The 13,022-nt window shown below is 69.1% G+C and carries 13 protein-coding genes and 1 riboswitch; of the genes, 2 read left to right on the top strand and 11 right to left on the bottom strand.

Features of this window, described 5'->3' with window-relative positions; all coding sequences use genetic code 11:
- Positions 1–213 precede the first annotated feature (213 nt).
- From trmD to AB0O44_RS04985, 7 genes are all read right to left on the bottom strand, one after another.
- Entirely contained in the window at positions 214–1,017 is an 804-nt protein-coding gene (trmD, locus tag AB0O44_RS05015) for a tRNA (guanosine(37)-N1)-methyltransferase TrmD (protein WP_290257541.1), read from the bottom strand.
- A 1-nt stretch (position 1,018) separates the two neighbouring features.
- Positions 1,019–1,600 carry a ribosome maturation factor RimM gene (gene rimM / locus AB0O44_RS05010; RefSeq protein WP_290257540.1) on the bottom strand — a complete coding sequence of 194 codons (582 nt, stop codon included), beginning with the start codon at positions 1,598–1,600 and terminating at the stop codon, positions 1,019–1,021.
- 126 nt (positions 1,601–1,726) lie between these two features.
- Positions 1,727–1,969 (bottom strand): RNA-binding protein, encoded by a 243-nt coding sequence (locus tag AB0O44_RS05005; protein ID WP_290257539.1) that lies wholly within the window; start codon positions 1,967–1,969, stop codon positions 1,727–1,729.
- A 1-nt stretch (position 1,970) separates the two neighbouring features.
- Positions 1,971–2,393 carry a 30S ribosomal protein S16 gene (rpsP, locus tag AB0O44_RS05000; RefSeq protein WP_290257538.1) on the bottom strand — a complete coding sequence of 141 codons (423 nt, stop codon included), beginning with the start codon at positions 2,391–2,393 and terminating at the stop codon, positions 1,971–1,973.
- A 209-nt stretch (positions 2,394–2,602) separates the two neighbouring features.
- The gene (locus AB0O44_RS04995; RefSeq protein WP_364135010.1) at positions 2,603–3,040 is read right to left on the bottom strand and encodes a hypothetical protein; all 438 of its coding nucleotides are present in this window, start codon (positions 3,038–3,040) and stop codon (positions 2,603–2,605) included.
- Positions 3,041–3,125: 85 nt separating this feature from the next.
- Positions 3,126–4,001, bottom strand: coding sequence for a VOC family protein (locus AB0O44_RS04990; protein WP_364135007.1), 876 nt, complete (start codon positions 3,999–4,001; stop codon positions 3,126–3,128).
- Positions 4,002–4,076: 75 nt separating this feature from the next.
- Positions 4,077–5,174: an amidohydrolase family protein gene (locus tag AB0O44_RS04985; RefSeq protein WP_364135004.1), complete on the bottom strand. Its 1,098-nt coding sequence runs from the start codon at positions 5,172–5,174 to the stop codon at positions 4,077–4,079.
- A 67-nt stretch (positions 5,175–5,241) separates the two neighbouring features.
- Positions 5,242–5,349, top strand: a riboswitch (TPP riboswitch).
- On the opposite strand from AB0O44_RS04985, the gene thiC reads away from it, so the two are divergent.
- Positions 5,344–7,104 carry a phosphomethylpyrimidine synthase ThiC gene (gene thiC / locus AB0O44_RS04980; protein WP_364135001.1) on the top strand — a complete coding sequence of 587 codons (1,761 nt, stop codon included), beginning with the start codon at positions 5,344–5,346 and terminating at the stop codon, positions 7,102–7,104. Its footprint overlaps the riboswitch before it by 6 nt.
- Before the next feature lie 39 nt (positions 7,105–7,143).
- On the opposite strand, the gene AB0O44_RS04975 is transcribed toward thiC, so the two are convergent.
- Together AB0O44_RS04975 and ffh are read right to left on the bottom strand one after the other, a co-directional pair.
- A complete protein-coding gene (locus AB0O44_RS04975) occupies positions 7,144–7,893 on the bottom strand; it encodes an alpha/beta fold hydrolase (protein ID WP_364134999.1) in 750 nt (249 codons plus the stop codon).
- A gap of 69 nt (positions 7,894–7,962) precedes the next feature.
- Positions 7,963–9,543, bottom strand: a complete 1,581-nt coding sequence (gene ffh, locus AB0O44_RS04970) for a signal recognition particle protein (protein WP_364134996.1) — start codon at positions 9,541–9,543, stop codon at positions 7,963–7,965.
- A 150-nt stretch (positions 9,544–9,693) separates the two neighbouring features.
- On the opposite strand from ffh, the gene AB0O44_RS04965 reads away from it, so the two are divergent.
- Positions 9,694–11,082 (top strand): glucose-6-phosphate dehydrogenase, encoded by a 1,389-nt coding sequence (locus AB0O44_RS04965; RefSeq protein WP_364134993.1) that lies wholly within the window; start codon positions 9,694–9,696, stop codon positions 11,080–11,082.
- Between the two features lie 112 nt (positions 11,083–11,194).
- On the opposite strand, the gene AB0O44_RS04960 is transcribed toward AB0O44_RS04965, so the two are convergent.
- Positions 11,195–11,533 (bottom strand): P-II family nitrogen regulator, encoded by a 339-nt coding sequence (locus AB0O44_RS04960; protein ID WP_136322366.1) that lies wholly within the window; start codon positions 11,531–11,533, stop codon positions 11,195–11,197.
- Positions 11,530–12,906, bottom strand: a complete 1,377-nt coding sequence (locus AB0O44_RS04955; RefSeq protein ID WP_290257528.1) for an ammonium transporter — start codon at positions 12,904–12,906, stop codon at positions 11,530–11,532. Before AB0O44_RS04955 ends, AB0O44_RS04960 begins: the two co-directional genes overlap by 4 nt.
- Positions 12,907–13,022: the final 116 nt, after the last annotated feature.

The following is a 13,022-nucleotide window of genomic DNA, read 5'->3' as shown; positions in this document are numbered from 1 at the left end:
GCGCCCGGAAATCACCGCCGAAAATGTGTCGTTCCGGTCCAGTCAGGAATTGACCGGGCCGGGGTGCCGCGCTGTTGGTGACGCTCCCCCTGTGGCAGGTTCGCACCCAGCAGGCACAAGGACTTATTTTGCCACAGAATGGCGGCTTTTGCTGAATCCGCGGACTCCCCCGGACGCACGACGGCGGCGGGAAAGTCCCGTGTCAGGCCGTGCTCAGGCGTCGGCGCGACGGCGGAGCCGGCCGTCTTCGATGTCGTACCCGAGGTCCGCGAACGCGGTGCGGTCCGCGCGGGGCAACGTCCCGGCGTCGAACGCCTCGAGCAGGTCGGGGCGGCGCTCCGCGGTACGTCGGTACTGTTCGTGCCGGCGCCACTGGGCGATCTTGCCGTGGTTGCCGCTGAGCAGCACGGCGGGGACGTCCCGGCCGCGCCAGCTGGATGGCTTGGTGTAGACCGGGTACTCCAGCAGCCCGTCGGAGTGCGATTCCTCCACGAGGGATTCGGGGTTGCCAACGACGCCGGGCAGCAGCCGCCCGATTGCCTCGACCATCGCCAGGACCGCCACCTCGCCGCCGTTGAGCACGTAGTCGCCCAGGCTCATGGGGCGGACGGTGAAGTGGTCCGCCGCCCATTCGAGGACGCGTTCGTCGATGCCCTCGTACCGGCCGCAGGCGAAGACCAGCTGCTCCTCCTCGGCGAGCTCGTGCGCGATGGCCTGGGTGAAGCGCTCCCCCGCGGGCGAGGGGACAATCAGCACAGGTTTCCGGAGCTCACCCTCCCCTGCCGCCGCAGTGCCCGCGACGGCACCGAGCGCCTGGGCCCACGGTTCCGGCTTCATGACCATGCCGGCGCCGCCGCCGTACGGGGTGTCATCGACGGTGCGGTGCCGGTCGGTGGTGAAGTCCCGAAGGTCGTGGACGGTGAGCTTCAGCAGTCCGTCCTGCCGGGCCTTCCCGATCAGGGACAGCTCCAGCGGGGCGAGGTACTCGGGGAAGATACTGACGACGTCGATCCGCATCTTAGGCGCGGTCCCCGTCTGCGTCCTCGGCGGCACTGTCGGCGGAGTCGCCGTCGTCGGGGGTCGCGGCGGTGTCCGTGTTGACCTCGAACAGGCCCGCCGGCGGGGTGACGAGGACGTACTTTTCGGCGACGTTGACCTCGGGGACGATCTGCTCCACGAACGGGATCAGGATTTCCTTGCCGGCGCGGTCCTTGACCACCAGCAGGTCCTGGACGGGCATGGTGTGCAGCGCGGAGACCGTGCCCACCACCTCGTTGCCCACCCGGACGTCCAGGCCGACGAGTTCGTGCTCGTACCAGCCCTCGTCGTCGTCCTCGTCGAGTTCTTCGGTTTCGATGAAGAGCTTGGCGCCGCGCAGGGCCTCCGCATCGTTGCGGGTCTCCACCTCCTCGAATGCCAGCAGCAGGATGTCCTTGTTCCAGCGCGCGCTCTCGACCGTGAGCGGCCCGGCGGACGCGGGCTCCACGACGAACTGGGTGCCCGGGACGAACCGGTCACCGGGGGCGTCGGTCAGCACCTGGACGGTGACCTCGCCGCGGATGCCGTGGGGTTTGCCGATTCGTGCCACCTGAAGCTGCATGCTGTCCTCTTGTTCGGGGATGGGAAGGATGGGTCGTTGTGGGGGCGCAGTGTGCGCAAAACAGTCCGGCCCCTCCACCAATGCTGGTGGAGGGGCCGGACAGAGATCAAGCGTGTGCTGGCTGCGCTACCGGCGGCGGTCGGTGTCGACGACGTCGACCCGCACCGGCTCACCGTCTGCCAGTGCCGCAACCACGGTGCGCAGTGCGCGTGCGGTCCGGCCCTGGCGGCCAATCACCCGGCCAAGGTCGTCCTGGTGAACGCGCACCTCAAGGGTGTCCCCCCGGCGGTTGTTCTTGGCACTGACCTTGACGTCCTCGGGGCTGTCTACAATCCCGCGGACCAGGTGTTCGAGCGCGTCTGCCAGCAAGTTACTCAGCCTCGGTGGTCTCTGCTTCGGCGTCGGCCGGGGCCTCGGCTGCGTCGTCCTTCTTGGCCTTCTTGGTGATGGCTTCCGGAATGATGACGGAGCCCTTCTCCGGGGCTACGAAGCCTTCCTTGGCAGCCTTGGTCTTCAAGGTGCCTTCCTGGCCGGGCAGACCCTTGAACTTCTGCCAGTCACCGGTGATCTTCAGGATCGCGGCAACCTGCTCGGACGGCTGAGCGCCGACGCCGAGCCAGTACTGGGCGCGGTCCGAGTCGACCTCGATGTACGAGGGCTCTTCGGTCGGGTGGTACTTGCCGATCTCCTCGATGGCACGGCCGTCACGCTTGGAGCGTGAGTCCATGACGACGATGCGGTAGTACGGGGCGCGCATCTTGCCGAAGCGCTTAAGGCGAATCTTAACGGCCACTTTTGTGGTCACTCCTGTTTCTGAAACGGGGTCGAACCCGGCGTTCTGCACCCGTGGGGCGGGCCATACTAGGGGGTTCTAAAAGGACAAGATCCAGACGCGGAGAGAGGGGCCACGCAGATCAAGTACCTGATCATTGTGCCAGATCACCGCGCCGATTTCGACTTAACACCCGCGGCGGGTCGCCGCGGGTGGCGCCGCAGTCCGGCTCAGGCAGTCCAGACGTACAGTTCGGTGCGGGCAGCGGGGTCGACGGCGGAGGCGAGCTCCGCGATCCGCCGGGTGTGGCCGAGGGCCTCGGCGGCACCGAAGGGCATGTCCTCCTCGGCCGCCCACTGCCCGGCGACGTCGGCCAGGACGCGTTCGCCCTCGTCGGTCTCGTAGCTAAGCAGCTCGGCGAGGGTCCGGACCATGGCGGCGGGCACGCCGAGCAGTGCGTCACTGGAGACGTCGACCATCGCGAGTTCGTAGTCGGCGCCGGCGGCGTGGACGGCGGTGCCGGCGAGGTCGCCCAGCCGTTCGATCTCGTAGTCGCTGATGCCCTCGATCCGGACGGCGTCCGGGCCGGCGGGGGCGCCCCCGGCGAGGGCGGCGGCCCGCTTGAGCGCGGCGTCATGGGTGGCGACGAAGACTTCGGTAAATCCCACGGGGCTCATCCTTGGATTTCGGGCGGCCCGGGGGCCGCGGCGTGTGGCGTGGTCCCAGCCTATCGGCTGGCGGCCCGGAGGCCGGTCAGCGGACGGCGACCCGGATCCGGTTGCGCCAGGGGTCGTCGAACCGGAGCTCCGCACCCGTGTGGTGGGACGCGACGCCGGCGACCTTGAGCCTGTCCGCGAGGGCGCCGATGTCGTCCCCGGAGGGCACCTCGATCAGCACCTCGCCCAGGCCCAGCGTGTCGCGCCGGGGGCCGGCGCCGCGGCTGTTCCAGACGTTCATGGCCATGTGGTGGTGGTAGCCGCCGGCCGAGACGAAAAGCGCCTGGCCGTGCCAGCCTGCGGTCTTTTCGAAGCCCAGGGTCCCGACGTAGAAGTCGTGGGCGGACTGCACGTCGCCGACCTGGAGGTGGACGTGCCCGACGCCGGCGCCGGTTTCGTGCTGGCCGGCGAGCGACGCCTCGGTGAGGTGCTGCTCCAGGTAACGCTGCGGCGGCAGCGCCAAGCTGTCCATGACAACATTCGCGCCATCCCAGGACCATTCCTCGCGCGGACGGTCCCAGTACAGCTCGATGCCGTTGCCCTCGGGGTCGTTGAAGTAGAAGGCCTCGCTGACCAGGTGGTCCGCGCTGCCGGTGAAGAACCGGGGATCGTACTGGGCTGCGGTGGCGACGGTGGCGGCCAGCGCCGCCTGGTCCTCGAACAGGAGGGCGGTGTGGAAGAGCCCGGCCTCGCCCCGGGAGGGGAGGTTCAGTCCCGGGGCCGGCGCGAGGTGCACCAGCGGCGTCTGGCCGCGTCCGAGGTAGAGGCCGCCGCCCTGCTCGGCCACCACCTCCAGGCCGAGGGCGCGCTGGTAATAGTCGGTCATCATCGCCAGGTCGCCGACCTTGAGCATCACGGTGCCCATCGAGAGGTCGGCCGGCAAGAGGTCCTGGGTGGCGGCGTTGGTGGTCATTGCATCACTCCGGTGCTGTGGGGTTCAGCCGTCATTCGGCGGCTCTCACCAGATAAAATTACTTGAAGCTTCAATTTATTCCGCGGATGCCGCGCCGATGACGTCCCCGCGGAGGACGACGGCGCGCAGATTCCGCAACGTGGAGAGATCCCGCCGCGGGTCAGCGGCGCAGACCAGGACGTCGGCGGGCGCACCCTCGGCGATTCCGGCGGCGCACAGCCAGGCCCGGGAGGACCAGGCGCCGGCGTCGAGGGCGGTGGCCGCGCCCAGTCCGGCGGCATGCAGTGCCTCCAACTCGTCGACGATCCGCCCGTGGGCAATCACGCTCCCGGCGTCGGTTCCCGCGTAGATGGCCACCCCGGCCTCGTGGGCCTCGAGGACCCGCTCGGCCCGGCGTTCCCAGAGCGTGCGCATGTGGGCGGCGTAGCGCGGGAACTTGGGTTCGGCCTGCGCGGCGATGTCCGGGAAGGTGGCGATGTTGACCAGGGTGGGGACGATCGGCACGCCTTGGTCGACGAAACGCGGAAGATGGCGGGGCAGCAGCCCGGTCGCGTGCTCGATGCAGTCGATGCCCGCGTCGAGCATGTCATCGAGGGTGTCCTCGGCGAAGCAGTGCGCGGTGACCCGGGCGCCCTCGTCGTGGGCGGCGCTGACGGCGTCCCTGACGGTGCGGGCGGGGAAGCTTGCGGCAAGGTCCCCGGCGTCGCGGTCGATCCAGTCCCCCACGAGCTTGACCCAGCCGTCCCCCGCCCGCGCCTGCTTCCGGACCTCCTCGACCAGGTCACCGGGGTCCACCTCAACGGCGAGGCCGCGCAGGTAGCGGCGGCTTCGGGCGATGTGGCGGCCCGCACGGATGATCCGGGGCAGGTCCCGCCGCTGCTGGATCCAGCGGGTGTCGTGCACCGCTCCGGCGTCGCGGACCAGCAGGGTCCCGGCGTCACGGTCCGTGCGCGCCTGCGTTTCGGCGACGGCGGCGTCCACGTCACCGCCGGGCCCGAGCCCGATGTGGCAGTGAGCGTCGACCAGTCCCGGGATTACCCACCCGTCGATGACTTGGTCCGGCGCCGCCTCCGGACGGTCGAAGGTCAGCACCCCGTCCACGGACCACAGGCCGCGCCGCTCCCGGTTCACGGCGGTGAGGACGGGCCCGGTGAATTCGATGATGCCGCTCATGGGTCCCAGCCTAATCGCGGCCGGCGGAAACCTTGGAGCCGTGTCCGGGGCCCTGTGGTAGCTTCGTCTACGACCACACGGGAGCCCTTGCAGGGGCTGAGATCGGGCTGAGGCAGCCTGCGACCGTTGAACCTGTCCGGGTAATGCCGGCGAAGGAAGTGAGTAACCCTTGCGCACCACAAATTCCCAGCACAGCCCTGCCCTTGCGTCGCACACGTTGGCCTACATCGAAGGCGACGGCCTGCGGGTCCCGGTGACCGAGATCGCCCTGGAGCCGTCCCCCGGCGGCACCCCAAATCCCCCGTTCCTGGCCTACCGCACGGCGGGGCCGGTCAGCGACCCGGTGGCGGGCCTGCCGCCGCTCCGTGCCGACTGGATTGCCGGACGCGGGGACACCGAGCCCTACTCCGGCCGGGAGCGCAGCCTTCTCGACGACGGCAAGTCCGCGGTCCGCCGCGGAGCCGCCTCGGCGGAGTGGCGCGGCGCTCCTCCGGCACCGCGCCGGGCCCTCCCCGGCCGGACCGTCACCCAGATGCATTACGCGCGGCAGGGCGAGGTGACGCCCGAGATGCGCTTCGTCGCGCTGCGCGAGAACTGCGACGTCGAACTGGTCCGCAGCGAACTCGCCGCCGGCCGGGCCATCATCCCGGCGAATATCAACCACCCCGAGTCCGAACCGATGATCATCGGGAAGGCCTTCCTCGTGAAGATCAACGCCAACATCGGCAACTCGGCCGTCACCAGCTCCATCGCCGAGGAGGTGGACAAGCTCCAGTGGGCCACCCAGTGGGGTGCAGACACGGTGATGGACCTCTCCACCGGGGACGACATCCACACGACGCGCGAATGGATCCTCCGCAACTCCCCCGTGCCCATCGGCACCGTCCCGATCTATCAGGCCCTGGAGAAAGTCAACGGCGAAGCGAACGCGCTGACCTGGGAAATCTTCCGGGATACCGTGATCGAGCAGTGCGAACAGGGCGTGGACTACATGACCATTCACGCCGGCGTGCTGCTCCGGTACGTGCCGCTGACAGCCAACCGGGTCACCGGGATCGTGTCCCGCGGCGGCTCCATCATGGCCGGCTGGTGCCTGGCGCACCACCGGGAGAACTTCCTGTACACCCACTTCGACGAGCTCTGCGAAATCTTCGCGAAGTACGACGTCGCGTTCTCCCTCGGCGACGGGCTGCGGCCGGGGTCGACGGCGGATGCCAACGACGCCGCGCAGTTCGCCGAACTGGACACCCTCGCCGAGCTCACGCAGCGGGCCTGGGAATTCGACGTGCAGGTGATGGTGGAGGGCCCGGGCCATGTCCCGTTCCACCTGGTCCGGGCAAACGTAGAACGCCAGCAGGAGCTGTGCAAGGGGGCGCCGTTCTACACCCTGGGTCCGCTCGTGACCGACGTCGCCCCCGGCTACGACCACATCACCTCCGCCATCGGCGCAACCGAGATCGCCCGGTACGGGACGGCCATGCTCTGCTACGTCACCCCCAAGGAGCACCTGGGCCTGCCGAACCGGGACGACGTGAAGACCGGCGTGATCACTTACAAGATCGCCGCCCACGCCGCGGACCTTGCGAAGGGCCACCCCGGCGCGCAGGAGCGGGACGACGCCCTGTCCAAGGCCCGCTTCGAGTTCCGCTGGCGGGACCAGTTCGCCCTGTCCCTGGACCCGGTCACCGCCGAGGCCTTCCACGACGAGACGTTGCCCGCCGAGCCGGCCAAGATGGCGCACTTCTGTTCCATGTGCGGGCCGAAGTTCTGCTCGATGCGGATCAGCCAGGACATCCGGAGCGAGTTTGGTTCCGCCGAGGCGCAGGCGGCCCGGGCCGACGCGGGCATGCGGGAGAAGAGCGAGGAGTTCCTCGCCTCCGGCGGCAAGGTCTACCTGCCGGATCCGGGGGTGGGGGCCGCCCGGGACTAGCAGGCTGGGACTAGGAGGCCCGGAGTAAGGAGGGGCGGGTTAGGAGGCGCGGGCGTGCCGGCTGCGGACGACGTCGGCGATAAAGGAGCGGATCGCCCGGTCCCCCTCCGGTGAGTCCTGCGGCCGGTGCCCGCCCGGGGCGGTGCGGTGCCGGGCGCCGGTCTCCACGAGGTAGCCGGCGATCTCCTCATACAGCGGTTCCCAGCCGCCGGTGAGGACCAGGGTGGGAACGCCAGGGACGATGTGCAGCGGCGCCTCCCATGCCGGGGCCTGCAGCCGGAGCCGCCGCGCCTCCCGGGCGTTATCCGCCGCGACTTCCCCGGCGGCGCCGTGCAGCGGGGCGTGCGCGGCGAACACCCGGCGGACGAATTCACGGTGGAAGTCCTCGTCGCCCAGGCTGTGCCGGACATCGAAGAGCGGTTCCATCAGGGCCCGGTGCGCGGCGGTGGCCGGCAGTTCCGCCGTCAGGGACAGGCAGGCCGGTTCCACCAGCGTGAGGGACTGGACCAGGTCGGGCCGTTCGACGGCGGCCATCATCGCGGCGATGGCGCCCTGGGAGTGGGCGACGACGTGGCCTCCGGCGGCACCGCGGCCGTCGTCGGCCAGTGCGCCGAGGACGATCCCGGCGTCGGCCGCGAAATCGGTTTCCAGCGGCTCGGCCACCGGGTCGAAGCCGTGCCGGCGGAGGAAGAGCGCGTCATAGGCCAGCGCCATGCCGTGCTGTTTCGGCCACGCCGCGGCACCGAAACTGCCGGCCCCGTGGACGAAAACTACGCGCTCCTTGAACATGCTCCAAGCCTATTCCACGGGTCCGTCAACGGGGCCGCGACATACGCCGCGGCCCGCCGCAGCGTGTCGCTACTTGCTGCCGCCGAGGAACTTGTCGAAGCCCTTGGGCAGGTTCAGCTGGGAGGGGTCGAAGTCGCCCTGCTGGCCGAAAGAGGCGCCGGTGGGCACGGCCTTGGCGCCGGCTGCGCGCCGTGCCTCCGCGTCCTTGAGCTCCTGTGCGGCCTTGGCCGGGTTGCCGGAGCGGGCCTTCTTCTTCGGCGCGGGCTTGTTGCCCTTGCGGGCCCCCCCGCCCATGCCCGGCATCCCGGGCATCCCCGGAATGCCGCCGCCGGCGGCCATCTTCTTCATCATCTTCTGCGCCTGGGCGAAGCGCTCCAACAGGCCGTTGACCTCGGAGACGTGCACGCCCGAGCCGCGGGCGATGCGGGCCCGGCGGGAACCGTTGATGATCTTCGGCGCGACCCGCTCGTGCGGGGTCATGGACCGGACGATCGCCTCGACCCGGTCGATTTCGCGCTCGTCGAACTGCTCGAGCTGCTGCCGGATGTTCTGCGCACCGGGCATCATCATGAGCATCTTCTTCATCGAGCCCATGTTGCGGATCTGCTGCATCTGGGCGAGGAAGTCCTCGAGGGTGAAGTCTTCCTGGTCGGCAAACTTCTTCGCCATCCGGGCCGCTTCGTCCTTGTCCCAGGACTTCTCGGCCTGCTCGATCAGGGTGAGCACGTCGCCCATGTCGAGGATGCGGGAGGCCATGCGGTCCGGGTGGAAGAGCTCGAAGTCGTCCAGGCCTTCGCCGGTGGAGGCGAACATGACGGGCTTGCCGGTGACCGACGCGACGGAGAGCGCGGCACCGCCGCGGGCGTCGCCGTCGAGCTTGGAGAGCACGATGCCGGTGAAGTTGACGCCCTCGTCGAACGCCATGGCGGTGTTGACCGCGTCCTGGCCGATCATCGAGTCGATGACGAACAGGACTTCGTTGGGGACGATGGCCCGGCGGATCTGGCGCGCCTGCTCCATCATGTCCGCGTCGACGCCGAGGCGGCCGGCGGTGTCAACGATCACGACGTCGTGCAGGGTGCGCTTGGCTTCCTCGACGCCGGCGCGGGCGACGGCGACCGGGTCGCCGGCCGGGTGGTCCAGCTCGGTGGAGGTGGCGCCGGGGTGCGGGGCGAACACCGGTACGCCGGCGCGCTGGCCGACGACCTGCAGCTGGGTGACGGCGTTGGGGCGCTGCAGGTCACAGGCCACCAGCATGGGGCTGTGGCCCTGGGACTTCAGGTGCTTCGAGAGCTTGCCGGCGAGGGTGGTCTTACCGGCGCCCTGGAGGCCGGCGAGCATGATGATGGTGGGGCCGGTCTTGGCCAGCCGGATCCGGCGGGTCTCGCCGCCGAGAATCTCGACGAGTTCCTCGTTGACGATCTTCACGATCTGCTGGCTGGGGTTCAACGCACCGGAGACCTCGGCGCCGAGGGCACGCTCGCGCACGCGGGAGGTGAATTCGCGGACCACCGGCACGGCGACGTCGGCGTCCAGCAGGGCACGGCGGATCTCCCGGACCGTGGCGTCGACGTCGGCCTCGGTCAGGCGGCCCTTGCCGCGAAGGTTCTTGAAGGTTGCTGTCAACCGGTCAGAGAGTGAATTGAACACGCGCCGTGCACTTCTTTCAGTGGATCTGCAGCTGACGTCCGGAACGGCGCGCCAGTGTCGGAACTGTCTCGCCGGAACGAACCGGCCCGACAACGGGACTCGACTATCTAGGGTACCAAGACCCGGCTCGGAGGTGGCATGCTGGCGTAGGTGACCAGTGAACCGACGGTAAAGACCCTGCTCATCCTCGGCGCGTCCGGCGACCTGACCGGCCGGCTGCTGCTTCCGGGCCTGGCCCGGCTGGTGGCCCGCGGCCACGCCGCCGGCCTGACCCTGGTGGGCGCCGGCTCCGACGACTGGAGCCAGGAGCAGTGGCTGGAGCGGCTGGACACCGCCTTCGCGGACGCAAACTCGCAGGCCAACACGGACGGCAAACGCGAACTCAAGCGGATCCGTACCTCCACCAGCTACCACCGCCTGGACGTCACCTCGGGCGGCGAACTGGCGTCCCTGCTGGCCGGGCTGGAGGGCCCGGTGGCGGTGTACTTCGCGCTGCCGCCGAAAATCAGCCAGCTGGCCTGCGAGGCACTGACCCCGGAGGAAGTCCCGGCCGGCACCCGGCTGGTGATGGAGAAGCCCTTCGGCTCCAGCGCGGAATCGGCCCGGCACCTGAACAAGACCCTGGCGGCCCTGGTCCCCGAGGACCACATCCACCGGGTGGACCACTTCCTGGGCAAGGCCACGGTCCTGAACATCCTGGGCCTCCGCTTCGCGAACACCTTCCTGGAGCCGGTCTGGAACCGGGAGCACATCGAGAAGGTGGAAATCATCTTCGACGAGGACCTCGCGCTCGAGGGCCGGGCCCGGTACTACGACGGGGCGGGCGCGCTGCGGGACATGATCCAGAGCCACCTGCTGCAGATCATGGCCCTGATGGCGATCGAGCCGCCTGCCTCCGTGGACGAACGGGACCTGCGGGACGCCGTCGCCACCCTCCTGCGGGCCAGCAGCATCAAGGCCCCGTATGCAAAGAACACCCGCCGCGCCCGGTACTCGGCCGGCTCGATCGATGGCCGCAAGGTCCCGGACTACGCGAAGGAAAAGGGCGTCGACCCGTCCCGGAACACCGAGACCCTCGCCGAGGTCCGGGTGGACATCGACAACTGGCGCTGGCAGGGCGTGCCGTTCCTGCTCCGGTCCGGGAAGGCACTCGGATCGATGCGCAAGGAGGCCATCGTGACGTTCCGCCCGGTGCCGCACCTGCCCAAAGGGTTCACCGGAGTCGACTCCCCCAACCAGCTGCGGATCGGCTTCGGTCCCGACACCCTGCAGTTCGACGTCGACGTCAACGGCCCCGGGAACGTGCTCAGCCTGGACCGTGCCACCCTGAAGGCGGAGTTGAGCGCCTCCGACCTGCTCCCCTACGGCGAAGTCCTTGAGGGTGTCCTCAGCGGCGACCCGCTGCTCTCGGTCCGGGCCGACACCGCCGAGGACTGCTGGCGGATCGTGGAGCCGGTCATCAAGGCCTGGGCCAGGGACAGCGTGCCGCTGGAGGAATACCCGGCCGGCACCCCGGGCCCCGAGGGCTGGCCTACCTAAGTCACCCGGCTGAACACAAAAGCGGGCCGGGCACCTGTTCAGGTGCCCGGCCCATTGTTCGCAACCCTCATTCGCGTTCCGCTGAGTCGGTCCGCGGCTGGAGGGATTGCAGCTAGATGGCGGCCGCGCCGCGTTCGCCGGTGCGGACCCGGACCGCCTCGAAGACGTCCATGGTCCAGACCTTGCCGTCGCCGGCCCGGCCAGTGTTGGAGCTGGCGATGATGACATCGAGGATGTCATCGGCCTGCTCGTCGGTGGCCAGCACCTCCACCCGGATCTTCGGCAGCAGGTCCACGTTGTACTCGGCGCCGCGGTAGACCTCGGTGTAGCCGCGCTGCCGGCCGTAGCCGCTGGCCGCGCTGACCGTCAGGCCCTGCACCCCGTAGGCTTCCAGGCCTTCACGGATGGCGTCGAGTTTTTCCGGTCGGACGATGGCGGTGATCAGTTTCATGCTTCCACGCTTTCTTTGCCTGCTGCGGTCTGCTTGCCGTGCTGCGGGACGCCGGCGATGTCCTCGGCCGGGAGCTGGACGGCCTCGCCGCCGAGCGACTTGCCGGTGATGATTTCGTGCAGCGGCTGGAAGCTGCCGCCCCGGCCGCTGAGGCCGAACTCGTAGGCGGTCTCGGCGTGCAGGCTGAGGTCCACGCCCACGACTTCCTGCTCCTGGGAGACCCGGAAGCCCATCAGCTTGTGGATCGGGAAGGCGATGATGAAGGTCATCACGGCGGTGAAGATGATCGAGAACAGGGCGGCCAGGGCCTGGGCGACGAGCTGGGTGCTGCCGCCGCCGTAGAAGAGGCCGGCGGTGCCCTGGGACGGGGTGGCCAGGAAGCCGATGGCCACGGTGCCGACGACGCCGGAGACCAGGTGGACGCCGACGACGTCGAGCGAGTCGTCGTAGCCGAACTTGAACTTCAGGCCGACGGCCAGGGCGGAGGCGACACCGGCGACGACACCCAGGATGATGGCGCCCAGCGGGGAGACGTTGGCGCAGGCCGGGGTGATGGCGACGAGGCCGGCGACCACACCGGATGCCGCACCGAGGGAGGTCGGGTGGCCGTCACGGAACCGCTCCACGGCGAGCCAGCCGAGCATGGCGGCGGCGGGGGCGGCGAGGGTGTTGACCCAGATCAGGCCGGCCTGCTCGACCGTGGCAGCGGCGCCGGCGTTGAAGCCGAACCAGCCGAACCAGAGGATGGCGGCACCGAGCATGACGAACGGGATGTTGTGCGGGCGGTGGTTCGGGTCCTTGCCGAAGCCTTTACGGTTGCCGATGACCAGGACCAGGATCAGGCCGGCGATACCGGCGTTGATGTGGACCACGGTGCCGCCGGCGAAGTCGATCACGGGGGCGAACGTCTGGCCGAACCAGCCGTCCTTGGAGAAGAGGCCGCCGCCCCAGACCATGAAGGCCATGGGGGCGTAGACCAGGGTCGCCCAGATCGGGGTGAAGATGACCCAGGCGGAGAACTTGGCGCGGTCGGCCACGGCACCGGAGATCAGGGCCACGGTGATGATCGCGAAGGTTGCGGCGTATCCGACCTTCAGCAGGTCCGCCGGGTCGGTGAAGTTGTGCAGCCCGAAGTGGCTGAAGGGGTTGGCGAAGATCTGGAAGAAGTTGTCTTCGTTGCTGGTGGCCATGGAGGCGCCCCACAGAACCCAGACAATGCCGACCGTGCCGATGGCGACGAAGCTCATCATCATCATGTTCAAGGCTGACTTGGCGCGCGTCATGCCGCCGTAGAAAAATGCCAGGCCCGGGGTCATGAACAGCACGAGCGCTGCTGCGACCAGGAGCCAAACGAGACCCGCGGTGAGTTCCATGGTCTGCGTCCTCTCTTGCTCTTAGGTGCGGATCCAGTCCGCAAGTTCAACGCATTTTGCGTTCTACAAAGAGTCTGCTGGCGTAGTGTTTCACCGGCTCGGGATTTAGATTGCCG

The organism is Arthrobacter sp. NPDC080082, from assembly GCF_040686595.1.
Lineage (GTDB): Bacteria > Actinomycetota > Actinomycetes > Actinomycetales > Micrococcaceae > Arthrobacter.
The sequence above is the reverse complement of the archived record's forward strand: the minus strand, read 5'-3'. Positions and strand labels throughout refer to the sequence as shown.